General features: G+C 60.7%; 21 protein-coding genes. 7 read left to right on the top strand and 14 right to left on the bottom strand.

Annotated features, from left to right (window positions below):
• Positions 1–2: 2 nt before the first annotated feature.
• The 3 genes from E4O98_RS21405 to E4O98_RS21395 all read left to right on the top strand — a co-directional run bounded on the left by E4O98_RS21405 (position 3) and on the right by E4O98_RS21395 (position 2,077).
• Complete coding sequence (locus E4O98_RS21405; RefSeq protein WP_078822499.1) at positions 3–1,106, top strand: PepSY-associated TM helix domain-containing protein; 1,104 nt, start codon at positions 3–5, stop codon at positions 1,104–1,106.
• Positions 1,103–1,285 (top strand): hypothetical protein, encoded by a 183-nt coding sequence (locus tag E4O98_RS21400; protein ID WP_078822500.1) that lies wholly within the window; start codon positions 1,103–1,105, stop codon positions 1,283–1,285. Before E4O98_RS21405 ends, E4O98_RS21400 begins: the two co-directional genes overlap by 4 nt.
• Before the next feature lie 162 nt (positions 1,286–1,447).
• Entirely contained in the window at positions 1,448–2,077 is a 630-nt protein-coding gene (locus E4O98_RS21395; RefSeq protein WP_248136190.1) for a glutathione S-transferase, read from the top strand.
• Positions 2,078–2,263: 186 nt separating this feature from the next.
• Here E4O98_RS21395 and creD read toward each other — a convergent pair whose 3' ends face one another.
• From creD to E4O98_RS21375, 4 genes are read right to left on the bottom strand one after another with little or no spacing between them, the layout of a single operon-like run.
• Positions 2,264–3,613, bottom strand: a complete 1,350-nt coding sequence (creD, locus tag E4O98_RS21390; RefSeq protein WP_032879097.1) for a cell envelope integrity protein CreD — start codon at positions 3,611–3,613, stop codon at positions 2,264–2,266.
• A 52-nt stretch (positions 3,614–3,665) separates the two neighbouring features.
• A complete protein-coding gene (gene creC / locus E4O98_RS21385) occupies positions 3,666–5,105 on the bottom strand; it encodes a two-component system sensor histidine kinase CreC (protein ID WP_248136189.1) in 1,440 nt (479 codons plus the stop codon).
• A complete protein-coding gene (gene creB / locus E4O98_RS21380) occupies positions 5,105–5,773 on the bottom strand; it encodes a two-component system response regulator CreB (RefSeq protein ID WP_248136187.1) in 669 nt (222 codons plus the stop codon). Before creB ends, creC begins: the two co-directional genes overlap by 1 nt.
• An 8-nt stretch (positions 5,774–5,781) precedes the next feature.
• The gene (locus tag E4O98_RS21375) at positions 5,782–6,282 is read right to left on the bottom strand and encodes an ATP-dependent zinc protease (RefSeq protein ID WP_103735255.1); all 501 of its coding nucleotides are present in this window, start codon (positions 6,280–6,282) and stop codon (positions 5,782–5,784) included.
• Between the two features lie 173 nt (positions 6,283–6,455).
• On the opposite strand from E4O98_RS21375, the gene E4O98_RS21370 reads away from it, so the two are divergent.
• Positions 6,456–7,364, top strand: a complete 909-nt coding sequence (locus E4O98_RS21370; RefSeq protein WP_228309056.1) for an acyltransferase — start codon at positions 6,456–6,458, stop codon at positions 7,362–7,364.
• Between the two features lie 92 nt (positions 7,365–7,456).
• Here the strand turns inward: E4O98_RS21370 and E4O98_RS21365 are convergent, their stop codons facing one another.
• Positions 7,457–8,377 carry a hypothetical protein gene (locus tag E4O98_RS21365; protein WP_248136185.1) on the bottom strand — a complete coding sequence of 307 codons (921 nt, stop codon included), beginning with the start codon at positions 8,375–8,377 and terminating at the stop codon, positions 7,457–7,459.
• 194 nt (positions 8,378–8,571) lie between these two features.
• Entirely contained in the window at positions 8,572–9,144 is a 573-nt protein-coding gene (locus E4O98_RS21360) for a DUF2780 domain-containing protein (protein ID WP_032879089.1), read from the bottom strand.
• 136 nt (positions 9,145–9,280) lie between these two features.
• On the opposite strand from E4O98_RS21360, the gene E4O98_RS21355 reads away from it, so the two are divergent.
• Positions 9,281–9,739 (top strand): anti-sigma factor, encoded by a 459-nt coding sequence (locus E4O98_RS21355; RefSeq protein ID WP_005792120.1) that lies wholly within the window; start codon positions 9,281–9,283, stop codon positions 9,737–9,739.
• A gap of 202 nt (positions 9,740–9,941) precedes the next feature.
• Here E4O98_RS21355 and fdhA read toward each other — a convergent pair whose 3' ends face one another.
• The 8 genes from fdhA to E4O98_RS21315 all read right to left on the bottom strand — a co-directional run bounded on the left by fdhA (position 9,942) and on the right by E4O98_RS21315 (position 19,781).
• The gene (fdhA, locus tag E4O98_RS21350; protein WP_005792122.1) at positions 9,942–11,141 is read right to left on the bottom strand and encodes a formaldehyde dehydrogenase, glutathione-independent; all 1,200 of its coding nucleotides are present in this window, start codon (positions 11,139–11,141) and stop codon (positions 9,942–9,944) included.
• Positions 11,142–11,327: 186 nt separating this feature from the next.
• Complete coding sequence (gene purU / locus E4O98_RS21345) at positions 11,328–12,185, bottom strand: formyltetrahydrofolate deformylase (RefSeq protein WP_005792124.1); 858 nt, start codon at positions 12,183–12,185, stop codon at positions 11,328–11,330.
• Positions 12,186–12,195: 10 nt separating this feature from the next.
• Positions 12,196–12,828 (bottom strand): sarcosine oxidase subunit gamma family protein, encoded by a 633-nt coding sequence (gene soxG / locus E4O98_RS21340; RefSeq protein WP_032879088.1) that lies wholly within the window; start codon positions 12,826–12,828, stop codon positions 12,196–12,198.
• A 130-nt stretch (positions 12,829–12,958) separates the two neighbouring features.
• Positions 12,959–15,976: a sarcosine oxidase subunit alpha gene (locus E4O98_RS21335; protein ID WP_005792127.1), complete on the bottom strand. Its 3,018-nt coding sequence runs from the start codon at positions 15,974–15,976 to the stop codon at positions 12,959–12,961.
• Positions 15,973–16,275, bottom strand: a complete 303-nt coding sequence (locus E4O98_RS21330) for a sarcosine oxidase subunit delta (protein ID WP_027605979.1) — start codon at positions 16,273–16,275, stop codon at positions 15,973–15,975. Before E4O98_RS21330 ends, E4O98_RS21335 begins: the two co-directional genes overlap by 4 nt.
• Before the next feature lie 15 nt (positions 16,276–16,290).
• Positions 16,291–17,541 carry a sarcosine oxidase subunit beta gene (locus E4O98_RS21325; protein ID WP_003176546.1) on the bottom strand — a complete coding sequence of 417 codons (1,251 nt, stop codon included), beginning with the start codon at positions 17,539–17,541 and terminating at the stop codon, positions 16,291–16,293.
• 22 nt (positions 17,542–17,563) lie between these two features.
• On the bottom strand, positions 17,564–18,817 hold the full coding sequence (glyA, locus tag E4O98_RS21320) for a serine hydroxymethyltransferase (RefSeq protein WP_032879086.1): 1,254 nt from the start codon (positions 18,815–18,817) through the stop codon (positions 17,564–17,566).
• Between the two features lie 235 nt (positions 18,818–19,052).
• Positions 19,053–19,781, bottom strand: a complete 729-nt coding sequence (locus tag E4O98_RS21315; protein WP_248136183.1) for a TraX family protein — start codon at positions 19,779–19,781, stop codon at positions 19,053–19,055.
• A 90-nt stretch (positions 19,782–19,871) separates the two neighbouring features.
• Here E4O98_RS21315 and E4O98_RS21310 point away from each other — a divergent pair, with 90 nt between their 5' ends.
• On the top strand, positions 19,872–20,912 hold the full coding sequence (locus tag E4O98_RS21310) for a low specificity L-threonine aldolase (protein ID WP_032879081.1): 1,041 nt from the start codon (positions 19,872–19,874) through the stop codon (positions 20,910–20,912).
• A gap of 193 nt (positions 20,913–21,105) precedes the next feature.
• Positions 21,106–21,306 (top strand): hypothetical protein, encoded by a 201-nt coding sequence (locus E4O98_RS21305; protein WP_032879079.1) that lies wholly within the window; start codon positions 21,106–21,108, stop codon positions 21,304–21,306.
• Positions 21,307–21,312: the final 6 nt, after the last annotated feature.

The following is a 21,312-nucleotide window of genomic DNA, read 5'->3' as shown; positions in this document are numbered from 1 at the left end:
TGATGAAAAGCAAAACCATCCGCCGCTGGTCCTTCATCCACACCTGGACCAGCCTGATCTGCACCGTATTCCTGCTACTGCTCGCCCTCACCGGCTTGCCGTTGGTGTTCCACCACGAGATCGACCACCTGCTGGGTAGCGAGCCCGAGCTGGCACAGATGCCGGCCGATACGCCGCAGCTCAACCTTGAGCAGCTTGTGGCCAAAGCCCAGGCCCATCGACCCGGCGAGGCCATGCAGTACCTGGCGTGGGACGAAGACGACAAGAACGGTGTGATCGCGATCATGGCCGCTACGGCCGGCACCGAGCCGAACTCGTCGCACACCTTCATGCTCGACGCCCGCACTGGCGAAGCAGTGGAAACCCCGGCGGCCAATGGCGGGCTGACCCTGTTCCTGCTGCGTCTGCATGTGGACATGTTCGCCGGCCTGCCGGGCAAGTTACTGCTGGCGTTCATGGGCCTTCTGTTCGTGCTGGCGATTGTTTCGGGCACGGTGTTGTACCTGCCGTTCATGCGCCGCTTGAAGTTCGCCACCGTGCGTCAGGACAAGTCCACCCGCCTGCGCTGGCTCGACCTGCACAACCTGATCGGCGTGGTCACCCTGACGTGGGCGCTGGTGGTGGGCGTGACCGGCGTGATCAGCGCCTGCGCCGACCTGATCATCGCCGCCTGGCGCCAGGACAGCCTCAGCGCCATGATCGAACCCTACCAGAACGCCCCGCCGCTGACCCACCGCGCACCGGCCACCGAGCTGCTGAGCATTGCCGCCCAGGCAGCGCCGGGCATGGAGCCGGACTTTATCGCCTTCCCCGGCACACGCTTCTCCAGCGAGCATCACTATGCGGTGTTCATGAAAGGCAGCACGCACCTCACCTCCCATCTGCTCACGCCGGTGCTGATCGACGCCAGCACCCTGGCCGTCACCGCCATCGCCGAGCGCCCTTGGTACATGGACGCCATGGGCATGTCCCAACCGCTGCACTTCGGTGATTACGGCGGGATGCCGATGAAGATCTTGTGGGCAGTGCTGGATGTGCTGACCATCGTCGTGCTGGTCAGCGGCATTTACTTGTGGATCGTGCGGCGCAAGGCGGCCAAGGTATGAAGCCTCGGCAGTCGAATTTCTGGAAAGTGTTTGGCATACCAATGGGGATTGGCCTGCTCAGTGCCGCCGGGTTGTTTGCGGCGTTGCTGGGGGATGGGGTGTGGGATTCTTTGAGTTGGGTGGGGTTGGGCGTACCTGCTGCCATTGGCGCTTGGGCGTTGGGCAAGCGGCGCGGCTGAGGGCGCTATCGGGGGCAAGCCCCCTCCCACATTTGATTTGTGAACGCCGTCCACTGTGGGAGGGGGCTTGCCCCCGATGAGGCCCTCAGGATCACAAAAATCCCCCTCGCCAGCCACTGCGCAAGCATCTACGCTAGCCCCAGCCCATTTCGAGGAATGCCCATGTCCGCCCCCAGCATGACCTTGTTCCACAACCCGGCCTCGCCCTTCGTGCGTAAAGTGCGCGTGCTGCTGATCGAGACCGGCCAGCAGGACCGCGTGGCCCTGCACGCTTGCCTGCCGACACCGGTCAACCCGGATGCCCAAGTGCTGCAAGGCAACCCCGTGGGCAAGATCCCGGCCCTGCGCCTGGCCGACGGTTCAGTACTGCACGACAGCCGGGTGATCCTCGATTACTTCGACCACCAGCATGTCGGCAACCCGCTGATCCCTCGCGATGGCTCGGCGCGCTGGCGGCGCCTGACGTTGGCGTCGATGGCCGACGGCATCATGGATGCCGCCGTGCTGGTGCGTTACGAGACCGCCATGCGCCCGCTGGAAAAACACTGGGATCAATGGCTCGACGAACAGCGCAACAAGATTCGTCGCGCTCTCGCCGAGCTGGAGCAGGACGCCATCGCCGAACTGGCCAGCCATTTCGATATCGCTTCGATCAGCGTCGCCTGCGCCCTGGGCTACCTCGACTTTCGCCATCCGGATATGCAGTGGCGCTCGGACAACCCCAAGCTCGCCGCCTGGTACGCCGAGGTCAGCCAGCGGCCTTCGATGCAGCAGACCCAACCGCCCGCCTGACATGCATACCTACCCCCTGTGGGAGCGGGCTTGCCCGCGATTGCGGCGTGTCATTCAGTACATCTGCTTCTGAACCACCTCTATCGCGGGCAAGCCCGCTCCCACAGGGGACGGTGGTGGTATTGAGGAAGGTGGCGATCCTTAAGGCCAACTGCGCCCCCGCTTGCTGATCCTCCCGCAACCCAATCATTGCACTTGCTCCACCTTGCGCTTACCCACCCCATACCAATCCAGCTTGCGCGTCAGCACCATGACCGTGCCCAGCAGGCCAAACAGCAACAGCGAGCCCATCAACAGCGCGTAATCCTCGGCACTGAGCAACCCGAACAACAAGCCATACAACGCCGCCAACCCTGCCGAGAACCCCAGCCCATGGACGACGCTGCGCAGCACGTGGCACACGTAGAAACCGATCAACAGCACACAGGCACTGGCCGATATCAGGTACGCCAAGGCAAAGCCCACATGCTCGGACAGCGACAACAGCAACAGGTAGAAGAACGCCAGCGCCACACCCACCAGTGCATACTGAATCGGGTGCACCGCCAGGCTCTTGAGCACTTCGAACAGGAAGAAGCCAGCGAAGGTCAGGGCGATAAACAACAGCGCGTATTTGATCGCACGGTCGCTCTTGAGGTACTGGTCCACCGGGTCGATGAAGTTCACGCCAAAGCTGCGGTTGTTGAAGTCTTCGCAGCCCTGGCGGTCCAGGCAGCTTTGCAGCGCTTGTTCAAGGTTGGTGGAGAAGAATGAGGTCTGCCAACTGGCACTGAAGCCCTGGTCGTTGACTTCCCGTTGAGCCGGCAGGAAGTTGCCGATGAAACTCGGGTGCGGCCAGTTGGACGCCAGGGACACCTGGCTGGTCTTGCCCACCGGCACCACTTGCAGTTGTTCGGTGCCTTGCAGACGCAGGTCGAAGGCGAAATCCAGCACGGCAGGTTTCTTGCCGTCTTGCGTCGGCAACATCACATGCACGCCCTCCCCCAGCCAGTCCACCTGCGAGCCCGGCGAGAACTCCAGGCGCTGATCACCCAGCTCCAGCTTCAAAGCGTTTTCAATGCCGCGAATATCGCTGATGCCCACCGCCAGAAACGCAGGCTCAAAGCGGTAATCGGCAAAGTCTTCGGTGATTCCCAACTGCGCAGGCAATTCAAAACGCCCGCTGATACGGTTGTCGGCATGGAACAGCCGCGCCTGGTAGATACCCCGCGCACGCAGTTCGGTTTGCACCTTGCCGTCGAGCTCGAAATGCTCCGGCAGGAAATACAACCGGCCACGCTCTTCACGGGTTTCTTCGTAGCGTTTATTGAGCTTTTCATTGAGCTTCCATTCACGCACCGTCTTGCGAAACGGCACCACCATCACCGGCCCGGTGAGGCGCTGGGCGTAACTGGAGCTGCGGGCGATGTCCATCAATACGCCGTCGCGCAGTTGCTGGCGGTCGGTGATGATGCCGTTGATCATCAGCAACGGAATCAGCAACAGCAGAATCAGCAGCGCAATCGCGCCAAGTTTGAAAAGCAGGCTGCGGTTCATGGGTCTCTCCCTGTTTGAATGGGGGAGAGTCTGCCCAGCCGGTATGGGGGATTTATGTGGGCAATGTGGAGACTGTGTGGAGATGCAGCACCGCTTGCACGCCGCCTGGCACATTGCCGATCTGCAGCGAGCCGCCATGCAGCTTCATCACCTCCTCGACAAAGTTGAGCCCCAGGCCCGTGCTTTTACGCCCGCTGGCCGGACGTGGCAGCGAGTAGAACCGCTCGCTCAGGCGCGGCAGCGCGTAATCGGGAATCGCCGCGGCCTGGTTGAACAGACTGACCTGAACATCGTTATGCCGCACCTGGGCACTGAACCTCAGAGTGCCGCCGGGTGGGGTGAAATCCAGCGCATTGTCGAGCAGGTTGCCCAGGGCCTGACGCAGCAGGAAGGGTTCGCCAAACACCTTCACATCGGCGGCGATGACCTGCTCCACCTGCAAGCCGGCACCTTCGATTCGCGCACATTGGGCCTTGAGCACCTCATCGACCAACACCGCCAGCGGGATGTTCGATTGTTCCTCCAGCCCCTGACGTTGCTCAACCTGGGCCAGGTTCAACAGGCGTTCGATCAACTGTTGCAGGCGCGCGCTTTCGCTGTCGATATTGCCGACAAACCGCTGCTGCTGCTCACGGCTCATATCGCCCTGCAACAGCTCCGCCGCACCGCGAATCGCCGCCAACGGGCTTTTCAATTCATGGGTCAGCGTATGCACGTAGCGCTCTACGTAAGCCTTGCCTTCCAACTGCGTGCGCATGTGTTCCACGGCGGTGGACAACTGCTTGAGCTCGCCGCCGCGATAATGCGGCAACTCGGCGCGGCGGCCCTCGCTCACGGCTTCGGCATAGGCGGTAAGGCGTCTGAGGGCGACGGTCAGCCACCACGACAATAGCGCCCCCAGCAACAGGCCCAGAATCACCAGCCCCGCGCCGTACCACAGCAGGCGACGCTCAGTACGATCCACGTAGGGTTGCAACGAGCTGTTGGGCTTGGCCACGGTGACCACGCCGATGATCTGGTCGTTATCGCGAATCGGCGCCCCCACGTGCATCACGGATGACGTGGGATCGTCCGCGTCGCTGCGGGTGGAGCGCGCACCGTATTCGCCGCGCAGGGTCAGGTACACGTCGTTCCACTTCGAATAGTCCTGGCCCACTGCTTCACCGCTGGAGTCAAGCAGGACCCTGCCCTTGGCGTCGGTCACATAAATACGATGGTTGACCTGGTTTTTCGGCAGGCCCCAGATCACCGCACCCGGCTGGCGATTGCCGTAAGCCTTGAGCAGCGCTGGCCAATGACTCTGGCCCAGGGTGCCGTTTTTAACGTCTGCACGCAGGATTTCAGCCAGCAGGTTGGCGGTATCCACCAATGTTTCTTCGGTGGACTGGCGAACGCCGGGGCGGATTTCCTTCATCACCGTGTTGAGTACGAAGTAGCCGGTCAGGCCGATAAACAGCGCATACACCAGGAAAATCCGCAGCCCCAGGCGCATCAGCTATGGCTCGGGCTGTAGCTGTAGCCCAGGCCGCGATGGGTCTGGATCGGCTCGGCTTGCGCCGCCACGCTACGCAATTTGCTGCGCAGGCTTTTGATGTGGCTGTCGATATTGCGCTCGTAGCCGGCATCGGCGGGCACACCGACGGCGTCCAGCAGTTGCTCGCGGCTGAACACGCGCTCGGGTTGTTCCAACAGGCTTTGCAGCAGGCGGAACTCATGGCGCGTGAGGCTCAGGGGTTGCCCGCGATAGTGGATCTGCATGCGCTCCAGGTCCACCTGGAACAGCATCGGGGCCGCACCCGGGCCAACACGCCTGAGAATCGCCCGGACCCGCGCCGCTACTTCCCGAGGGCTGAAGGGCTTGACTACATAATCGTCGGCACCGATTTCCAGCCCCACCACCCGGTCGATCTCGGCATCCCGGGCACTGAGGAACATCACTGGCACTTCGCTGAACCGGCGCAGGTGCTTGCAGGTTTCAAAGCCAGTGATGTCCGGCAGACCGATGTCGAGAATGATGAGGTCGGCCGGGCTCTGGCGCTGATGCTCCAGCGCCGCCTGGCCAAGGGTCAGCCAGGTGGTGGTGAAGCCCTCGCCTTGCAGGGCAAAGATCAGCGTGTCGGCTATCGCCGCTTCGTCTTCGACAATCAGGATGTGCGGCATGGGTTCAATCAGCAGTCCGGTTTGTCGGCAGTGTAGCGACGTGCCGGGTTCACCGCCGCGCCAAATTCACGCAGGGCCTTGGCGCCGATCAACAGCGGGTAGTTGAAGCTGCTGCGGTCGGTGAGGTTAACCTCGACGGTGCGCTTGACGTCGCCCAGGCACATCTCCAGATCGATCACCGGACGCTTGGCCACGCTGGCTTCGTCCTTGTCGTCATCTTCGTCGGCACGGCTCTTGATCTTGCTGATGCGCGACACCTTGTGCTCGTAGACCTTGCTGCCGGCGTCCTTGCCGCCGAGGCGGAAGCGCACCCAATCATCGCCGTCGCGGGTGAAGGTCTCGATGTCCCGGGCCGACAGCGAGGCGGTCAGCGCGCCGGTATCCATCTTGGCCTTGAAGGTTTCGCCGATCTCCGGCAACTGGATGTATTCGTAGCGACCATAAAGGGTCGGTTCGGCAGCCATGACAGGCAGGGCCAGCAGAGCGAGGGAGGCAAATAACAGTTTCACGAAGTGAGTTCCTCGGAAAGAAGTAGGCGGATTCTAGACCGCAAACGCGGCACTTGGTTAGTGACTGCCACCCTACACGGCACATTGTGAAACATTCGTCCGCTGATTTGCGATTTGGCCTCTAGACTCACCTTGCTTATCATGGCCCACCCACAAGATTCCAAGAGTTATTTATGCGCCGCCTGCTCACCGGCTGTTTGGTCACACTGCTGCTGTTACTCAACACGCTGATCCTGATCGGCCCCTTGATGGTGTTTGCCCTGCTCAAGCTGGTGGCGCCGGGCCGCTCGCGTGACTATGCGTCCTGGGCGGTGATGTGGATCGCCGAGACCTGGGCCGAGATCGACAAGTTGATTTTCTCGCTGAGCATCCCCACCCAATGGGATATTCGCGGCGGTGAGAACCTGCGCAGTGACACCTCCTACCTGGTCATCAGCAACCACCAATCCTGGGTCGATATTCCGGCGCTGATCCAGGCGCTGAACCGGCGCACGCCGTTCTTCAAATTCTTCCTGAAAAAAGAGCTGATCTGGGTGCCCTTCCTCGGCCTGGCCTGGTGGGCGCTGGATTACCCGTTCATGAAGCGCTACACCAAAGCATTTCTGGCCAAGCATCCTGAACTGGCAGGGCAGGATCTGAAAATCACCAAAGAGGCCTGCGAGCTATTCAAGCGCCAGCCGGTGACGGTGGTCAATTACCTGGAAGGCACGCGGTTCAGCGAGGCCAAGCGCGCGCAACAGGATTCACCCTTTACCCGGCTACTCAAGCCCAAGGCAGGCGGCGTCGCGTTTGTGCTGGCAGCAATGGGTGAACAGCTGGACGCGGTACTCGACGTGACCGTGGTCTACCCGCAACACAAGATCCCGGGGTTCTGGGACTTGATCAGTGGCGCGGTGCCGAAGGTGATCGTGGATATCCGCACCCGCGAGCTGGACCCGGCGTTGTGGCAAGGGGATTACGAGAATGATCCGGCGTTTCGCCAGACCGTCCAGAACTGGGTCAACCAGCTCTGGGCGGAAAAGGACCGTCGAATCCATGAACTGCTGGAAAACGACGGCATGCAATGCGAAAGCCAACGATGATGGAACCTTCCAAGGTCATACACGAGCCCTTGAAAGGTAATCCATAGTGGTGTCTTGCTTCCTGCAGCTCCCTACTGTTTCGACGCTACCGCTCAAGCCAGCTCATTTATGCTGTTGCGCAGAGCATCTCGTACCTGCGTAGGGTTGGTCCTGTCAAAAAGGGAATCCAAAGCAGTGCGCATCTTTGCTGATGCTTGCGAGATATCGCCTCCAGCGGCCTGGACGCCCAACACCTCAACGAGATTGGAAATCACTGCGTCAGCGGAAGCCTGCACAGACGAGGGCACATTTGCCAAATCGCTGCGCGGCACTCCGGATGCATCAACCTCTTTTGGTTGGCCGTCCGCACCCTTCACAAGGTGCACGCCACCTTCAGGCAACGGTTTGTCTACCGGCCACTCTTTAGCAGCAGTGACTGCTTCTGGTTGACCGTCCGACCCCTTCACAAGGTGCACGCCGCCTTCAGGCAACGGTTTGTCTACCGGCCACTCTTTAGCAGCAGTGACTGCTTCTGGTTGACCGTCCGCACCCTTCACAAGGTGCACACCGCCTTCAGGCAACGGTTTGTCTACCGGCCACTCTTTAGCAGCAGTGACTGCTTCTGGTTGACCGTCCGTACCCTTTACAAGGTGCACGCCGCCTTCAGGCTGCGGTTTGCCTGCCGGCCACTCTTTAGCAGCAGTGACCGCTTCTGGTTGACCGTCCGCACCCTTCACAAGGTGCACGCCGCCTTCAGGCAACAGTTTGTCTGCCGGCCACTCTTTGGCCCGAGCATTGGTAGAACCCGAGATTTGTTGCAGCCCAGACATCAAGTTATTGAGTGCCCGCTCAGGATTCGATCCGTTAGCGACGGCACTCAGATCGTTGCGCAAGTTCCGCAGCAAATTCGCGCTCAACCCCAGGTTATGCAACACATTGTGGTCGATCAGCCCAGCCTTGCTGGCCGGCACATTGGCGCCAACCTGGTTGTATATATTCTGGAGTGTGGTTTGCAGCTGGTTAATAGAACTCATCAGGCACCATGTAGTTAGTTCGTCGATTGACCTTCGAACAGCACCACGTGATGCTGCGAAAGTTACTACTACGTGGCACCCAACTTTCCTGCCGTTCCTACTGGTTCACTACAATTTATTTCGTCCACATCCAACGCATCATGAAAGATGATTCAGAAATAACTATAGGAAACGCGATTCTCGGAGAAGGCCGCTTAACTGCTGGCCCCCCAAGCCTGGGCAAGCTTGCCCAGCACCGAGTCGCTGGCGCCTTGCCCGCCCAGGTATTTGAGGATCACCGGGGCAAACTGGCTTACCATGCCACTGTCCATGCCCAAGGCACTGAACGCGGTATTCAGGTCGTTGGTGTTCTTCACGTTACCCAGCAAACCATCAAGGCCGCTGGTCTTGCTGCCGCCGCTCTGGCCGAGCATCCCGCTTAAAGCGCCGAGGCTGCCCAATGCGTTGTTACCCGACAATTGATCGAGGCCCGGCACGCTGTTGCCCAGTTGCGAATAGTCGTTGCCGCTCAGTTTGTTCTTGGCCAGGCCCAGCATGGCGCCCGTGCCGCCCACCGCTTGCTCGGGGGTGATGTTCAGTTGCGAGGTCAGGGCGCTCAGCAGGCCGGCCGTCTCGGACGAGGGTGCGGCGGCAGCGGCTTTGTTGTTGCCACCCTGCATACCGGAAATCGCGTTGGCTGCATCGCCAAGGCTGAAACCTGCGGCGAACACCGGGCCGGCGGCCATGGATAGCAGGCAGGAAAGGGCAAAACCGCGTGAAATCTTCATCAATACAACCTCAGGAGATGGATGCAAAAGCAAGCGTTGGACTAGGTATCCCGTCGGTTGTTCCAAGCCCTGCCCGGAACCCAATCGGGATAATCGGGTCCATGGACAGACTACAAAATTTGTCGAGAAGAGACTTATGACTGCGATCCAACCCCAAGTGATTGAGCAAAAGCCTCCATTCTGGAGCCGCCCACGCCTGTTCATCGGCGCCTGTGTGGTGGTGGTTGCCGGTATCGGCGGCGCGCTCTACACCCAGGACAGCGTCAAATCCGCGGCAACGCTGGTGAACACTACCCAGCAGCCGGCCGCGCAAATCATGGCCCACAAGGATTATCTTGAAGTGCAGCCGATTGCCTCCACGGCGCCGGCGCCAGACCAAAGCCTGGAGCTGTGGGCAATCCCTAAAGATGGCACACCGGTGTCGCTGGGCCTGTTGCCGGAAGACGGCGAGGGCATCATCGGCCTGAACCCGCGCCAGCAGGAAACCATCAGCAAGCCGGTGGAGTTGATGGTGAGTTCGGAGACCAAGGGTGGCTCCATCAGCAAACAACCGACAGGCCCGACTGTATACCAGGGCGCACTGGCCACTCGCTGATTCCTAAACACCATAAAACCCTTGTGGGAGGGGGCTTGCTCCCGATAGCGGCAGGCCAGTTACAGCAGTACCGACTGACCCACCGCTATCGAGAGCAAGCCCCCTCCCACATTTGATCTTCATCAGCCGGCGTTTGCAGGCTTAAGCGCAGACGCAAAAAAGGGCGACCCAAGGGTCGCCCTTTGTCATTTGCCCAACGCTTTTACGCCGCACTGAACAACTTATGCGGATCAATCACAAACTTCTTCGGTACACCCGCGTCGAACTCGCCATACCCGCGTGGCGCATCGTCCAGGCTGATCACCTGCACGCCGACGATCTCGGCGATATTGATCCGGTCCCACATGATCGCCTGCATCAGTTGGCGGTTGTACTTCATCACTGGCGTCTGCCCGGTGTGGAAGCTGTGGGATTTGGCCCAACCCAGACCGAAGCGAATGCTCAGGCTGCCCATTTTCGCGGCGGCATCGACAGCACCCGGATCTTCGGTGACGTAAAGGCCAGGGATACCGATCTTGCCTGCCACACGCACCACGCCCATCAGTGAGTTGAGCACGGTGGCCGGGGCTTCGGCCTTGACACCGTCGTGGCCATGGCCGCGTGCTTCAAAGCCTACGCAGTCGACGGCGCAATCCACTTCCGGTTCGCCCAGCAACGCAGCAATCTGTTCGTGCAGCGGCGTATCGGTGGACAGGTCGACGATTTCAAAACCCTGGGCCTTGGCGTGGGCCAGGCGGATGGAATTGACGTCGCCAATGATTACAACGGCTGCACCCAACAGCCGTGCCGAGGCAGCAGCGGCCAGACCGACCGGGCCGGCACCAGCAATGTAAACGGTGCTGCCCGGGCCAACGCCGGCAGTGACGGCGCCGTGGTAGCCGGTGGGCAAGATGTCGGAGAGGCAGGTCAGGTCACGGATTTTCTCCATGGCCTTGTCGCGGTCCGGCAGTTTGAGCAGGTTGAAGTCAGCGTACGGCACCAGCACGTACTCGGCCTGGCCGCCGGTCCAGTCGCCCATGTCGACGTAGCCGTAGGCACCACCGGCACGCGCCGGGTTGACGGTCAGGCATACGCCGGTGTGTTGCTCCTTGCACGAGCGGCAGCGCCCGCACGCGACGTTGAACGGCACGGAAACCAGGTCGCCGATTTTCAGGTTCTCGACGTCGCTGCCTTTCTCGATCACTTCGCCGGTGATTTCATGCCCCAGCACCAGGCCGGTCTGGGCAGTAGTGCGGCCACGCACCATGTGTTGGTCGGAGCCGCAGATGTTGGTGGAGACCACGCGCAGGATGACGCCGTGCTCAATCTTCCTGCCGCGCGGGTCCTGCATTTTGGGATAGTCGATTTTCTGTACTTCGACCTTGCCGTTGCCGAGATACACGACACCACGATTACCAGACATGCTTTCACCTCGCTGTTGTTTTTATGGAACTGCGTTGCCGCTTGGGTGGGCAGCGCGTTAGTGCTCGGGTACAGATGCTGTTTCTTGTGTTGCTTGTAAGGGCCTCATCGCAGGCAAGCCAGCTCCCACAGTGGATCGGGTTCACACATCCTGGAATGTGGGAGCTGGCTTGCCTGCGATAGCGATCTAAAGAACGACGGTGCGATTGGCATTCAAGAACACCCGCCGCTCAATGTGATACCCCACCGCACGCGCCAATGTGAGCCCTTCGATATCGCGCCCCTTGGCGATCAAATCCTCGGGATAGTGGCTGTGATCAACCACCTCCACACCCTGGGCGATGATCGGCCCCTCATCCAAATCGTTGTTGATGTAATGCGCCGTGGCCCCCACCAGTTTCACGCCCTTGTTGTACGCCTGGTGATACGGCTTGGCGCCCTTGAACCCCGGCAGCAACGAGTGATGAATGTTGATGGCCTTGCCATCCAGCTTGCGGCACAGCTCCGGCGACAGCACCTGCATGTAGCGCGCAAGGATCACCAGTTCGGCGCCGGTGTCTTCCACCACTTGCCACACCTGCCGCTCCTGGGATGGTTTGTCGTTGGGGTCGAGCGGGAAATGGTAGTAGGGAATCTGGTGCCAGTCGGCCAACGGCTTGAGATCGGGGTGGTTGGACACCACCGCGACCACGTCCATCGACAGTTGGCCGATACGCTGGCGGTACAGCAGGTCGTTGAGGCAGTGATCGGCCTTGGAGACCATGATCACCACTTTCGGCCGATAGTTCGGCGCCGTCAGCTCGAAGATCATGCCGAAGGCTTCACCACGGGTCGCCAGGCCATCGCGGAACGCCTGCTCGTCAAAACCGTCAGGCTGACGAAACTCCACACGAATGAAAAACCGGCCCGAGAGACGATCATCAAACGAGTGGTGCTCAGTGACGTAGCAGCCCTGCTCGAACAGGTAGCGGGTGACCGCGTCCACCGTGCCGAGCACGCTGGGGCAGTCGGCGGTCAAAATCCATGTATCGGGTGCGCGGCTCATGGGCGATTCCTCAGGCTTGAACGCTCAGACCGAATTCGGCCGAGGCATCCTGCAGCCACAACCACCAGTAATCGGAGAAGCTGCGACGGATCAGCAGTTCCCAGGTGTCTTCAGCGGTATGGCGGATCACCAATTGCGACTTGGCGAACACCGTGCCCACCGCCTTGCCCACCGGGAAATTATTGGGGTGTACGTCGTAGCTGGTGGACTTCATCAGCACATCGCGCACGTTAGGGCCGCTGAGTTCGAGAATCTGCTGGCCGCCGCTGACGTTGACGATCTGGATGTGCAAATCCCCCAAGGCGGCACGCAGGTTTTGTTCAGCGGCAAATTCATCGCCGCTCGGCACGATCAGCAGCCACTCGTCCGGGCCAAGCCATTGCAGGCTGGTCTCGCCGTTGACGGTCACGCTTAGCGGGCCGGGCAGTTCAATGCCGACGGCCTGGAGTACGCCAGCGGCGAAGGCGGCATCATGGCCATCGCCACGGATAGTCAGGTGGCCGAGGAGTTTCTTTTCACGCACGGTCACGCCGGCGTTCTTGCGGCCCTTGCCGACCAGGCTGGCGAGGTCTGCATGGTGCAGCGACGACTCGGCCTTGGCGCTGGTGGTGGGGCGTTGTTGGTAAACATTGGCTGCTGTCATAAAGCACCTTTCCTGAATTCTGTTGTGAGGCTGATGGCCTCATCGGGAGCAAGCCCCCTCCCACATTGGAAGATATTCACAAATCAAAATGTGGGAGGGGGCTTGCTCCCGATGGCCGCGACGCGGTCTATCAAATGTTCTGGCGATCACCTTTCGGGTCAAAGAACACCGAGGACACAATCTCCGCCTCGATCACGCTGCCATCGGCCTGCGGTGAGAACACCCGCTCACCGATGCGCTTCAAGCCGCCCTTCACCACGCCCATGGCAAACGAATAACCCAGGGAGTTGTGCGCATAGCTTGAAGTGACGTGACCGACCATCTTCATCGGAATCGTCTGCTTTGGATCGAACACCAACTGCGCGCCTTCCGGCAGCCATACGTTTGGATCAATCGGCTTCAAGCCCACCAGTTGCTTACGCTCTTCACGCACACAGTCTTCGCGATTCATGCCGCGCCAGCCGATCCACGAGAACGGTTTGGTACGGCCTACACACCAGCCCATGTTCAGGTCGTCCGGGGTCATCGAGCCGTCGGTGTCTTGCCCGACGATGATGAAGCCCTTCTCGGCGCGCAGGACGTGCATGGTCTCGGTGCCGTACGGGGTCAGGTTGTACTTTTTGCCGGCCTCGACGATCTTCTCCAGCACGCCCATGGCGTAGTCGGCCTGCACGTTGACTTCGTACGACAGCTCACCGGTAAACGAGATACGGAACACCCGCGCCGGTACACCGCCGACCAAACCTTCCTTCCAGGTCATGAACGGGAAGCCATCCTTGTCCAGGTCGATGTCGGTGACTTCCGCCAGCAGCTTGCGGCTGTTGGGGCCGGACAGGGTCATGGTCGCCCAATGGTCGGTGACCGAGGTGAAGTACACCTTGAGGTCAGGCCATTCGGTCTGTTGGTAGATTTCCAGCCACTGGAGAACGCGGGCGGCGCCGCCCGTGGTGGTGGTCATCAGGAAGTGGTTGTCGGCCAGACAGGCAGTGACGCCGTCGTCGAAGACCATGCCGTCTTCCTTGCACATCAGACCGTAGCGCGCCTTGCCCACATCGAGCTTGGTCCAGGCGTTGCTGTAGATGCGGTTGAGGAACTCACGCGCATCCGGGCCCTGGATATCGATCTTGCCGAGGGTGGAGGCATCCAGCAGGCCGACGCTGTCACGCACCGCCAGGCATTCGCGCTTCACCGCGGCGTGCAGATCTTCACCGTTACGCGGGAAATACCATGGGCGTTTCCACTGGCCGACATCCTCAAACTCGGCGCCGTTCTTCACGTGCCAGGCTTGCAGCGCGGTGTAGCGCACCGGTTCGAAAATGTGCCCACAGTGACGGCCCGCCACCGCGCCGAACGTCACTGGCGTGTAGTTGGGACGGAACATGGTGGTGCCCATCTGCGGGATGGTCACGTTCAGCGAACGGGCGGCGATGGCCAGGCCGTTGACGTTACCCAGCTTGCCCTGGTCAGTACCGAAGCCCAGCGCGGTGTAGCGTTTGACGTGCTCGACCGATTCGAAACCTTCGCGGGTGGCCAGTTCGATGGCGGCTGCGGTGACGTCATTTTGCAGGTCGACAAATTGCTTCGGCGCCCGTGCAGTGGCTTTTTCGTGGGGCACCTGGAACAGCGCCAGCGTCGGCTCTTCCAGACGGCTCAAGGCTTTAGGCAGCACACCTTCCACCGGCGCAAAACCGGCTTCACTGGCCGCACGCACGCCACCTTCAAAACCATCGGCGAGGGAATCGCCAAGGCCGTAGACACCGTTGATACCGCCGACGCACACGCGTTTCTGCGGTGCTTCGCCCGGTACAAACCCGAGGATATCTTCACGCCAGGTCGGCTTGCCGCCCAGGTGCGAGGCCAAGTGGACCACCGGGCTGTAACCGCCTGAACTGGCGACCAGGTCGCAGTCCAGCCACTCGCCGGGGCTGGTGACTTTATGCGCTTTCACATCGATCGCGGCCACGCGGGCAGCGGTCACATGCTTGCTGCCACGCGCTTCGATCACGGCGCTGCCGGTGAGGATGCGAATGCCTTTGGCGCGTGCTTCTTCCACCAGCGCGCCACGTGGGTTGTGACGGGCATCAGCCACCGCCACCACCGAAAGGCCTGCATCAAACCAGTCCAGCGCGACGCGATAGGCATGGTCGTTGTTGGTCGACAGCAGCAGTTTTTTGCCCGGCGCCACACCGTAGCGGCGCACATAGGTAGAGACCGCTCCGGCCAGCATATTGCCCGGCACATCGTTGTTGCCGTACACCAGCGGACGCTCGCACGCACCGGTGGCCAGCACCACGCGCTTGGCACGCACACGGTGGATACGCTGACGCACCACGCCAATCGGCGCACGGTCACCGAGGTGATCGGTGAGGCGCTCGTGAATGGTCAGGAAGTTATGGTCGTGGTAGCCGTTGACGGTGGCGCGGGGCAGCAGTACCACGTCCGGCAGGGCTTTCAATTCGGCAATGACGCTGGCAACCCACTCAGTGGCCGGCTTGCCGTCGAGGCTTTCACGGGAATCGAGCAGCGAGCCACCGAACTCTTCCTGCTCGTCGGCGATGATCACCCGCGCACCGCTGCGCGCAGCGGCCAATGCAGCCGCGAGGCCGGCAGGGCCTGCGCCCACGACCAGCACGTCGCAATGACGGTTGAAGTTGTCGTAGGTGTCCGGGTCGTTCTCGGTCGGCGAGCGGCCTAAGCCTGCGGCCTTGCGGATGTACTTCTCGTAGGTCATCCAGAACGACTGCGGGTACATGAACGTTTTGTAGTAGAAGCCCGGCGGCATCAGCTTGCCGCCGACCTTGCCGAGAATGCCCATCACGTCGTTGTTAACGTTCGGCCAGCCGTTGGTGCTGGTGGCAACCAGGCCCTGGTACAGCGCCTGTTGAGTGGCGCGCACGTTGGGAATCTGGGTGGCTTCGGTGGCGCCGATCTGCAGCACTGCGTTCGGCTCTTCGGCGCCGGCGGCAAAGATGCCGCGAGGGCGCGAGTACTTGAAACTGCGGCCGATGATGTCGACGCCGTTGGCCAGCAAGGCCGCAGCCAGGGTGTCGCCTTCAAAGCCTTTGTAGCTCTGGCCGTTGAACGTAAACGTCAGGACTTTGTTGCGATCGATGCGGCCACCGTTGGACAGGCGATTGATCTGGCTCATACCTTCTCTCCAGAAGCCTTGGCGGTGAACTGGGGTTTTTCGCCAATCTTGTAGGTTTCAAGAATTTCGTAGGTGACGGTGTCGCGGGTGGCATTGAAGTACTGGCGGCAACCGGCGGCATGGATCCACAGTTCGTGGTGCAGGCCGCGAGGGTTGTCGCGGAAGAACATGTAGTCGCCCCACTCTTCATCGGTGCAGGCATTCGGATCCAGTGGGCGCGGGATATGCGCTTGGCCGGACGCGTGGAATTCCTCTTCAGAGCGCAGTTCGCCACAGTGAGGACAGAAGATATGCAACATAGGGAATTTCTCCTGTTAGTGGGCGACGGCCGCAGCGCCGTGTTCGTCGATCAGCGCACCGTTGTGGAAACGGTCGATGGAGAAAGGCGCGGCCAATGGGTGCATTTCACCCTTGGCCAGGCTGGCAGCAAAGACGTTGCCTGAGCCCGGAGTGGCCTTGAAGCCACCGGTGCCCCAACCGCAGTTGAAGAACATGTTCGGTACCGGGGTCTTGGAGATGATCGGGCAGGCATCCGGTGTGGTGTCGACGATGCCGCCCCACTGGCGGTTCATGCGCACCCGCGACAGTACCGGGAACATCTCGACGATGGCCTGAATGGTGTGCTCAATGACCGGGTACGAACCACGCTGGCCGTAGCCGTTGTAGCCGTCGATACCGGCACCGATCACCAGGTCGCCCTTGTCGGACTGGCTGATGTAGCCGTGCACGGCGTTAGACATGATCACGCTGTCGATAATCGGCTTGATCGGCTCCGACACCAACGCTTGCAACGGGTGAGATTCGATCGGCAGGCGGAAACCGGCCAGCGAGGCCATGTGCCCGGAGTTACCGGCAGTGACGACGCCGACGCGCTTGGCGCCGATAAAGCCCTTGTTGGTTTCCACACCGATGCACACGCCGTTTTCCTTGCGGAACCCGATCACTTCGGTTTGCTGGATCAAGTCCACGCCCAAGGCATCGGCAGCACGGGCAAAGCCCCAGGCTACGGCATCGTGACGGGCTACGCCGCCGCGACGTTGCACGGTGGCGCCCAGCACGGGGTAGCGGGTGTTTTTCGAGCAGTCCAGGTATGGAATCTCGTCAGCTACTTGCTGGGCATTGAGCAGTTCGCCGTCCACGCCGTTGAGGCGGTTGGCGCTCACACGGCGTTCGGAGTCGCGGATGTCTTGCAGGGTGTGGCACAGGTTGTACACGCCGCGCTGGGAGAACATCACGTTGTAGTTGAGGTCCTGAGACAAACCTTCCCAGAGTTTCATCGCATGTTCGTACAAATGCGCGGACTCGTCCCACAGGTAGTTGGAACGCACGATGGTGGTATTGCGCGCAGTGTTACCGCCGCCCAGCCAGCCTTTCTCGACCACAGCCACGTTGGTGATGCCGTGCTCCTTGGCCAAGTAGTAGGCGGTCGCCAGACCATGCCCGCCGCCACCGACGATGACCACGTCGTAGACTTTTTTCGGCGTGGGCGTGCGCCACATTTTCTGCCAGTTTTCGTGATGGCTGAGGGAGTGCTTGAAGAGGCCGAAGCCTGAGTAGCGTTGCATAGTCATTACTCCAAAACCGCGCTCAGCGATAAACCGGAAAATCAGCGCACAGGGCAGACACGTGTTTGGCCACGTTGGCCTCGACATCGGCGTCGCCGAGGTTGTCGAGGATGTCGCAGATCCAGCCAGCCAACTCGATGCACTGCGGCACCTTGAAACCACGGGTGGTCACCGCCGGAGTGCCGATGCGCAGGCCCGAGGTCACGAACGGCGACTGCGGGTCATTCGGCACGGCGTTCTTGTTGACGGTGATGTGGGCGCGACCGAGGGCGGCGTCCGCGTCTTTGCCGGTGAGGCCCTGACGGATCAGGCTGACCAGGAACAAGTGGTTATCGGTGCCGCCGGAGACCACATCGTAGCCACGCTTGATGAACACCTCGGCCATCGCCTGGGCGTTGTCGATCACTTGTTGCTGATACGCTTTGAAGCCGGGCTCCAGCGCTTCCTTGAAGCACACCGCCTTGCCGGCGATCACATGCATCAGCGGGCCGCCCTGGGCACCGGGGAACACCGCAGCATTGAGTTTCTTTTCAATAGCTTCGTTGGCCTTGGCCAGAATCAGGCCGCCCCGTGGACCGCGCAGGGTCTTGTGGGTAGTGGTAGTGACCACGTCGGCGTAGGGCAGCGGGTTCGGGTACAGGCCGGCAGCCACCAGGCCGGCGACGTGGGCCATGTCGACGAACAGCAGCGCGCCCACTTTGTCGGCAATCTGACGGAAGCGTGGGAAATCCAGGGTTTTGGAGTAGGCAGAGAAACCGGCCACCACCATCTTCGGCTGGTGCTCGACCGCCAGGCGCTCGACTTCGTCGTAGTCGATCAGGCCGGTGTCGGTGTTGATGCCGTATTGCACTGCGTTGTACAGCTTGCCCGAGGACGACACTTTGGCACCGTGAGTCAGGTGACCGCCGTGGGCCAGGCTCATGCCCAGAATGGTGTCGCCGGCATTGATCAGCGCCAGGTACACCGCGCTGTTGGCGGACGAACCGGAGTGCGGCTGCACGTTGGCGTAATCGGCGCCGAACAGCTGCTTGGCGCGCTCGATGGCCAGGGCCTCGACCTTGTCCACATGCTCGCAGCCACCGTAGTAGCGCTTGCCCGGGTAGCCTTCGGCGTACTTGTTGGTCAGGCCGCTGCCTTGGGCTTGCATCACGCGTTTGCTGGTGTAGTTCTCCGACGCGATCAGCTCGATATGATCTTCCTGACGCTGCTCCTCGGCATTCATGGCTGCCAGCAGTGCGTCGTCATATCCCTGGATCTGGTCTTGTTTGCTGAACATCGCGTCTCTCCCAGCCTTTCGTATTGTTGAAGCCCTCGCAGGGCCCTTTGATGCGATGGTAGGGCTGGCGCGTACAGGTCAAATGCCTGCGCACGCCACGCAAAGGTGCGTTTACGACATGGACTGAAGAATGTGCAAAGCTTGTGTGGGAGCTGGCTCGCCTGCGATGGCATCGCTGCGGTGCAACTGGCAGACCGAGGTGTCTGCATCGCAGGCAAGCCAGCTCCCACAGGGGTCAGGCGATGAGCTTGCGAACGAGTAGCAACAGAAGAAAATGCATGGGATACAGGGCATAGGCCCAGCGCCGCATGGCGGGTGGCTTGGCGTTTTTGCCATGTCGCAATAAGACCAATCCTGCCAGCGGCGCAATCAGACATGCAGCCAACCCCAACTGCGCCACAGGCGTGCCGCTATTCAGCAGAATCTGCCATTGATTCGCGGCGACGCAGACCAAACCCGGCAGCACGCTGAAATACCAGGGCCGGCGAAACACCAACAGCATCGCCAGTGGCAGCAATACACCAAAGAAACCGAACATCAACTGGGTTGAAAACACAGCTGCTATTGTGACAGCGATCAGCGCCAATCCTCGATCAACCAACGCCTTCTGCTGCCAACCTCGGGCAACCAGCAGGCCCAGCGCCAGAGTCGGCAACACGTTCAAGGTATCGGCATCTTCGATGAACATCCGATAAGGCACTTCGCTGATCACGCTGAACAGCAGCAACCACCCCAGGTAGCGCCGATGGCCGGTCACCGGAGCGTTCCGGGCCCTGTGCAAATTGGCCGCAATCGCCAGGCAAAACCACGGGAACGCCAGGCGCCCAGGCACATACAGCCCATCCAGGCTCAACCCCACATAGCGCAGGTGATCGAGCACCATGCTCAGCAGCGCCAGCCACTTGAGTGAGTCCAAAGCGCCATCTCGGACACGTCCGACAGGCAAGGTGTGAGTACCGTGCATAATTCCCCAACGACTTTGCATTTACAGAGCGTGCGCGCCCCTGACAATCTTGGTTAAAGTGCGCACCAACATCGACCACAGGAATGGGCCATGACCGACAAGAGCCAACAATTCGCCAGCGACAACTATTCCGGCATCTGCCCGGAAGCCTGGGCCGCCATGGAACAAGCCAACCACGGCCATCAACGCGCTTACGGTGATGACGAGTGGACCCATCGCGCCGCCGACGGTTTCCGCAATTTGTTCGAAACCGACTGCGAAGTGTTCTTCGCCTTCAACGGCACCGCCGCCAACTCCCTGGCACTGTCCTCGCTGTGCCAGAGCTACCATAGCGTGATTTGCTCGGAAACGGCCCACGTTGAAACCGACGAATGCGGCGCACCGGAGTTTTTCTCCAATGGCTCCAAGCTGCTCACTGCACGCACCGAGAACGGCAAGCTGACCCCGGAATCGATCCGCGAGATCGCCCTCAAGCGCCAGGACATCCACTACCCCAAACCGCGGGTGGTCACCCTGACCCAGGCCACCGAAGTCGGCAGCGTGTACACCCCGGAAGAAATCCGCGCCATCAGCGCCACCTGCAAAGAGCTGGGCCTAAACCTGCACATGGACGGTGCCCGCTTCTCCAACGCCTGCGCGTTCCTGGGTTGCTCACCGGCCGACCTGACCTGGAAAGCCGGGGTGGACGTGCTGTGCTTTGGCGGCACCAAGAACGGCATGGCGGTGGGTGAAGCCATCCTGTTCTTCAATCACAAGCTGGCCGAAGACTTCGACTACCGCTGCAAACAGGCTGGCCAGTTGGCATCAAAGATGCGCTTCCTGTCCGCCCCGTGGGTAGGCTTGCTGGAAAACGATGCCTGGCTCAAGCACGCACGCCACGCCAACCACTGCGCGCAATTGCTCAGCAGCCTGGTTGCGGACATCCCCGGCGTGGAATTGATGTTCCCTGTGCAAGCCAACGGCGTATTTCTGCAACTCTCGGAGCCAGCCATTGCGGGGCTTACAGCCAAGGGTTGGCGCTTCTACACCTTTATCGGTAAAGGTGGGGCGCGATTCATGTGTGCGTGGGACACAGAAGAAGAGCGCGTACGAGAATTAGCCGCCGATATCAGGGAAGTCATGAGGGCTTAACGTGGGAGTTCGGCCAGCGAGTACTGGCCGATTGCCGAGTCTGTTTTTTGATATTTCTGACAGCTACGCGCTGGATATTCGTTGACTAGCCTCTTGGTACCCGGAAGGAAAACGCAGTCATAACCGCCACTTTCCGGGTTCGCTACCCGCCGAATAATCGGCTGGAAACGTAAATCCAATGGAGAGCTTAATCATGGAATATCAAAGCAACGGCAACACCCTGCAAAGCGATGGCACTATCAGCACCACGGTGATTGACTGGGATGAGTTCAGGAAGTACGCAAAGATCGGCGATACGATCCGCGAGCCTTCAAGGACGCTGAGGATCTACGACAAGGTCTATGAACTGACAGCATCCGGCCAGCACTTCGTCGTGCATATCTACGCGCAGTAACTGTTA

Source organism: Pseudomonas sp. W2Jun17, assembly GCF_023127795.1.
Taxonomy (GTDB): domain Bacteria; phylum Pseudomonadota; class Gammaproteobacteria; order Pseudomonadales; family Pseudomonadaceae; genus Aquipseudomonas; species Aquipseudomonas synxantha_A.
Note: the sequence above shows the minus strand (reverse complement) of the source record. Positions and strands in the feature narration are given on the sequence as shown.